This window comes from Lysobacter enzymogenes (genome assembly GCF_017168095.1).
GTDB classification, from domain to species: Bacteria; Pseudomonadota; Gammaproteobacteria; order Xanthomonadales; family Xanthomonadaceae; genus Lysobacter; species Lysobacter enzymogenes_D.
This window is the reverse complement of the sequence record NZ_LXSD01000413.1, coordinates 1,823-6,235: the sequence shown is the minus strand read 5'-3', so window position 1 is coordinate 6,235 and position 4,413 is coordinate 1,823. Positions and strand designations below refer to the sequence as shown.

At 71.7% G+C, this 4,413-nt stretch carries 4 protein-coding genes; 1 reads left to right on the top strand and 3 read right to left on the bottom strand.

Going from position 1 to position 4,413, the window contains the following annotated elements:
* On the top strand, positions 1-1,232 hold a 1,232-nt coding region (locus tag A7A76_RS18005), incomplete at its 5' end, for a glycerophosphodiester phosphodiesterase family protein (RefSeq protein WP_343225361.1).
* A 125-nt stretch (positions 1,233-1,357) separates the two neighbouring features.
* Here the strand turns inward: A7A76_RS18005 and A7A76_RS18000 are convergent.
* The 3 genes from A7A76_RS18000 to A7A76_RS17990 form a co-directional block, all read right to left on the bottom strand.
* The gene (locus A7A76_RS18000) at positions 1,358-2,197 is read right to left on the bottom strand and encodes an NAD-dependent protein deacetylase (protein WP_206412496.1); all 840 of its coding nucleotides are present in this window, start codon (positions 2,195-2,197) and stop codon (positions 1,358-1,360) included.
* A gap of 82 nt (positions 2,198-2,279) precedes the next feature.
* Positions 2,280-2,717 carry a hypothetical protein gene (locus tag A7A76_RS17995; protein ID WP_206412495.1) on the bottom strand — a complete coding sequence of 146 codons (438 nt, stop codon included), beginning with the start codon at positions 2,715-2,717 and terminating at the stop codon, positions 2,280-2,282.
* Positions 2,718-2,952: 235 nt separating this feature from the next.
* Positions 2,953-4,413 (bottom strand): YadA family autotransporter adhesin (locus A7A76_RS17990; RefSeq protein WP_206412494.1); only part of this gene is annotated, 1,461 nt, incomplete at its 5' end.

The window sequence follows — 4,413 nt, the reverse complement described above, 5'->3', positions numbered from 1 at the left end:
CCCCGCCGATGCCGCACACCGCCGCGCCTCAAGCCCCTGCCGCCGCACCGCTCGGGCAGCGCGGCCTGATCGTGATCGCCCACCGCGGCGCCAGCGGCTACCGCCCCGAACACACGCTCGAGGCCTATCGCCTGGCCGTCGCCCAGGGCGCCGATTTCATCGAGCCGGACCTGGTCGCCACCCGCGACGGCGAGCTGGTGGTGCGCCACGAGAACGAGATCTCCGGCACCACCGACGTCGCCGAGCATCCCGAGTTCGCCGCGCGCAAGACCACCAAGACCATCGACGGCGAAACCCTGACCGGCTGGTTCACCGAAGACTTCACCCTGGCCGAGCTCAAGACCCTGCGCGCCAAGGAGCGCATTCCGCAGGTGCGCCCGGGCAACACCCGCTACGACGGCCAGTTCGGTATCGCGACCTTGAAGGAGGTGATCGCGCTGGCCAAGGCCGAGAGCCGCGACGGCCGGGTCATCGGCATCTATCCGGAAACCAAGCACCCGACCTGGTTCGCCAGCGAAGGCAAGCGCCTCGACGGCAGCCCGATCGGCATCTCGCTGGGCCGCAAGCTGATCGACACGCTGGTCGCCGAAGGCTTCACTGATCCGCGCCGGGTGTACATCCAGAGCTTCGAGGTCGGCAACCTGATCGAGCTCAAGCGCGAGATCATGCCGCGCGCCGGCGTCGACCTGCCGCTGGTGCAGCTGTACGGCGATTTCGGCCGCGATACGCCCTACGACTTCGTCTACAACCTGCGCACCGGCGCGGACTTGGCGCGCATCTACGGCGACCTCGGCCAGGCCATCCCCGGCGGCCTGAGCAAGGCGACCTTCGGCGCGCTGACCGAAACCGCCGCGCTGGCGTGGATGAAGGCGCATTACGTCGCAGGCCTGGGCCCGTCCAAGACCAGCCTGATCGAACGCGCGCCGCTGCCGGCCAAGCGCGACGCCGACGGCGACGGCCGCGCCTTGCTGGCGACCCGCAACACCGGCTTCGTCCACCCGCTGCTCGGCCGCGCGCTGGCGCTGGGCCTGCAGGTGCATCCCTACACCGTGCGCGCCGAAGAACCGTTCCTGACCCAGACCGCCAACGGCATCGACCAGAGCGCGCTGGGCGAAGCGCTGCAACTGTACGGCCTGGGCGTGCAGGGCTTCTTCATCGACCAGCCCGACATCGGCGTGGCCGCGCGCAAGCTGTTCCTGGAACAGAGCAAACTCGCCCCCGCCGCGAAATAAACCGGTTTCCCGCCTGTAGGAGCGGCGCGAGCCGCGACCGCGACCACGCAGCTACGACGAAACCCACGGCGTAGTTGAGTGGTCGCAGTCGCGGCTCGCGCCGCTCCTACAGGGAGCACGCGCGGCTACGCCAGGGCGGCATCCAGCGTCGCGCCGCAATCGGCTTCGAGCTTGAGCGTGGCGATAGCGTCGGCGCGGGTCACCCCGCGGTTGAGCAGCGCCAGCGGCAGTCCCGCCTCGCGCGCGGCGCGGGCGAAGCGGAAGCCGGAATAGACCATCAGCGACGAGCCGACCACGAGCATCGCGTCGGCCGCGGCCAGCGCCTGCTGCGCCGCGCTCACCCGCGCGCGCGGCACGTTTTCGCCGAAGAACACCACGTCGGGCTTGAGCATGCCGGCGCAGGCTTCGCACGGCGGAATGCGGAAGCGCTCGAAATCCAGGCCGTCGAGGTCGGCGTCGCCGTCGGGCAGGGCGGCGGCGTCGAGGTCGCGCCAGTCCGGGTTGTCCTGCAGCAAGCGCTCCTGCACCTGCGCGCGCGGCTGGCGCGCGCCGCAGTCCAGGCAGACCACTTCGTCCAGGCGGCCGTGCAGGTCGACCACGTCCAGGCTGCCGGCGCGGCTGTGCAGCGCATCGACGTTCTGGGTCACCAGCGCGTGGCCGGGCTCGCGCTGCTGCCAGCGCGCCAGCGCGAGGTGGCCGGCGTTGGGCTGCGCGCGGTCGAACGCGGGCCAGCCGACGAAGCTGCGCGCCCAGTAGCGCGAACGCGCGCGCGCATCGCCGGTGAAGGCGCGAAAATCGATCGGCGGCTTGCGCTGCCAGGCGCCGCTCTCGTCGCGGTAATGCGGAATGCCCGAACCGGTGCTGATGCCCGCGCCGGTCAGCACGAACACGCGGCGGTGCGGGCGCAGCCAGTCGTGCAGGCGTTGCGCGGCATCGGTGGCGGCGGAAACGGCTTGGGCGGTCATGCGGCGGCGAGCGGTTGCGGGGGCTGAGCAGGAAATGGGTGCGACCGACCGCCGATCCAAGCCCCATGATCCTGGCGCCGCGCTAGAGCTCCAGCCGGTGCAGGAGCTTGATCGGCCCCAGGCCAGCGCGTTCTTCGGCGCTCAGCTCCGGCGAATCGTCGTAGAACAAGCTGTGGTAGTCGTCGCCCAGCCAGGCCTGGCCTTCGATCCAGACCAGGCACCAGCCCGGCGACGCGTCCGGCCCGTGCCGGGTGCCGTCGCAGACGCTGCGGCACCCCAGTGCCTGCGACAGCGTGCGCGCGATCGCCAGGCCCAGGTCGTAGTCGTCGCCGCCGGCGAGGTTGGTGGCGCTGAGCACGAACCCGAATTCGCTGGCGTTGCGCTCGATGCGCAGGAACACCACGCCCGCGCAGTCGTCGTCGAGCTCGCCCCAGCGCAGCCGCGCGCGCGGCGCGTGCGCGGCGAACGCGGCCGCCACGTCCTCGCGTCCGGGTTCGGCCGAGAGTCCCACGTAGAACATTCGCGCGCTCTTCGATGCGTTGAGCGCGATGGTACGCGATGGGGACAGGCATCGCCTGAAGCCGCTCGCGCCTGCGCTTTCGCCGATGCCCATCGCTCGATGCCGGCGATAAAAAAGCCGCCCGGATCGCTCCGGGCGGCTGGCTTCCCGCGGGCCGGGGGGCGGGCGGGTCGCCGGGGGGAGGTCCCGGTGATTCAGCGGCGAAGCGCCGGCGCGCGTCCTGCGGCCGCCGCGGTCACCACACGATGCCGGCGCCGACGGTCACGCCGACGTCGCCCTTGGAGTTGCTGTTGCCCGAGATCTTGTAGACGTAGCGTCCGTCTTCGGTGATGGTGGAAATGCCGATGGCGAAGCCGCTCTCGCCGCGGAAGCTGCTGGCCGCGATCGCCGCCATGCTCTTGCCGGGCATGTACGACTGCGGCAGGCCGGCCACCGCCATCGCCGAAGCGACGCCGGCGCTGGCCTTGTCGTCGAGCCGGCCGATCTCGTTGCGCAACTGGTTGCCCCAGTTGTCGGTGTACTGGTTGGAGGTGGCGATCGCGCGGTTCACGCCTTCGTTGAGCTGCTGCACGTTGACCGCGTCGGTGTTGGCGGTGCCGGCGCGGACGTTGCGGATCGTCACCGCGGCGCCGCCGTTGTTGAGCGTCACCTGGGTGGTGTTGACGCTGCCGTCGGGATTGCTGTCGTAGCGCACCGTGCCGGCCTGCGAGGCCTTGAGCTGGGCCACGTTGACCGCGTCGTTGTCCTGGCTGCCGGCGGCGACGTTGACGATCTGGCGCTGCTGGCCGGCGTTGCCCACCGACACGGTGTTGGCGCGGTCGGCCACCGCGCCCTGGCCGAGGGCGACCGCGCCGGAGGCGCTGACGCTGGCGCTTTCGCCGACCGCGACCGCGTTGGCGGCGCCGGCGGCGACGCTGGCATTGGCGCCCAGCGCGGTGCTGCCGTCGGCGTCGACCCGGGCGTTGCCGCCGATCGCGGTGTCGTTGGCGCCGGCCGCGTAGCTGTCGCCGCCGATCGCGGTGGCGCGGCTGCCGCCTGCGCTGGCGCTGGCGCCGACCGCGACGCCGCGCGAACCGGCCGCGACCGAGGCGTTGCCGGTGCCGTCGATGGCCACGCGCGGGTCGGGGGTGGTCGCCGGCGGCAGGTTGTCGATGCGGTTGTTGAGATTGGTCAGGCTGGCGTCGACCGCGGCGAAGGCGGCGCCGATGTCGGCATAGCTGCCGCCTTGCACGGTGTAGCTCGGCGCGCCGAAGGTCCCGCCGTTGAACAGCGAGCCGCCGCCGAAGATCGAGGCGATGGAGTCGCCCATCGTCGAGATCTGCCCGCCGTTGACCGCCTGCAGGCTGCCGGCGGCGATCTGCCCGGCGGCGAGGTTGTCGAGCGTGGTGCCGGTGCCGGCCGGGCCGCGCAAAGTGATCGCGGCGTAGTTCGGATGGCCGGCGCCGTCGTCGTCGTACTGCACGGCGAAGGCGTTGCCGTTGCTCTGGCCGTTGTCGAGTGCGGTCAGTGCGGCGCCGACATCGGTGTAGGTGTTGCCGCCTATGACGTAGTTCGGCGCGGTGAAGCTGCCGCCGGCGTTGAACGTGGCGCCGCCGCCGAAAATGTTCGCGATGCCGGTGCCCAGGCCGAACACCTGCCCGCCGTTGACCGCCTGCAGGCTGCCGGCGGCGATCTGCCCGGCGGCGAGGTTGTCGAG

Bases quoted from the DNA above. Each gene is read 5' to 3' on its own strand.
- A7A76_RS18000 (WP_206412496.1), bottom strand. From the start codon at position 2,197: ATGACCGCCCAAGCCGTTTCCGCCGCCACCGATGCCGCGCAACGCCTG.
- A7A76_RS17995 (WP_206412495.1), bottom strand. From the start codon at position 2,717: ATGTTCTACGTGGGACTCTCGGCCGAACCCGGACGCGAGGACGTGGCG.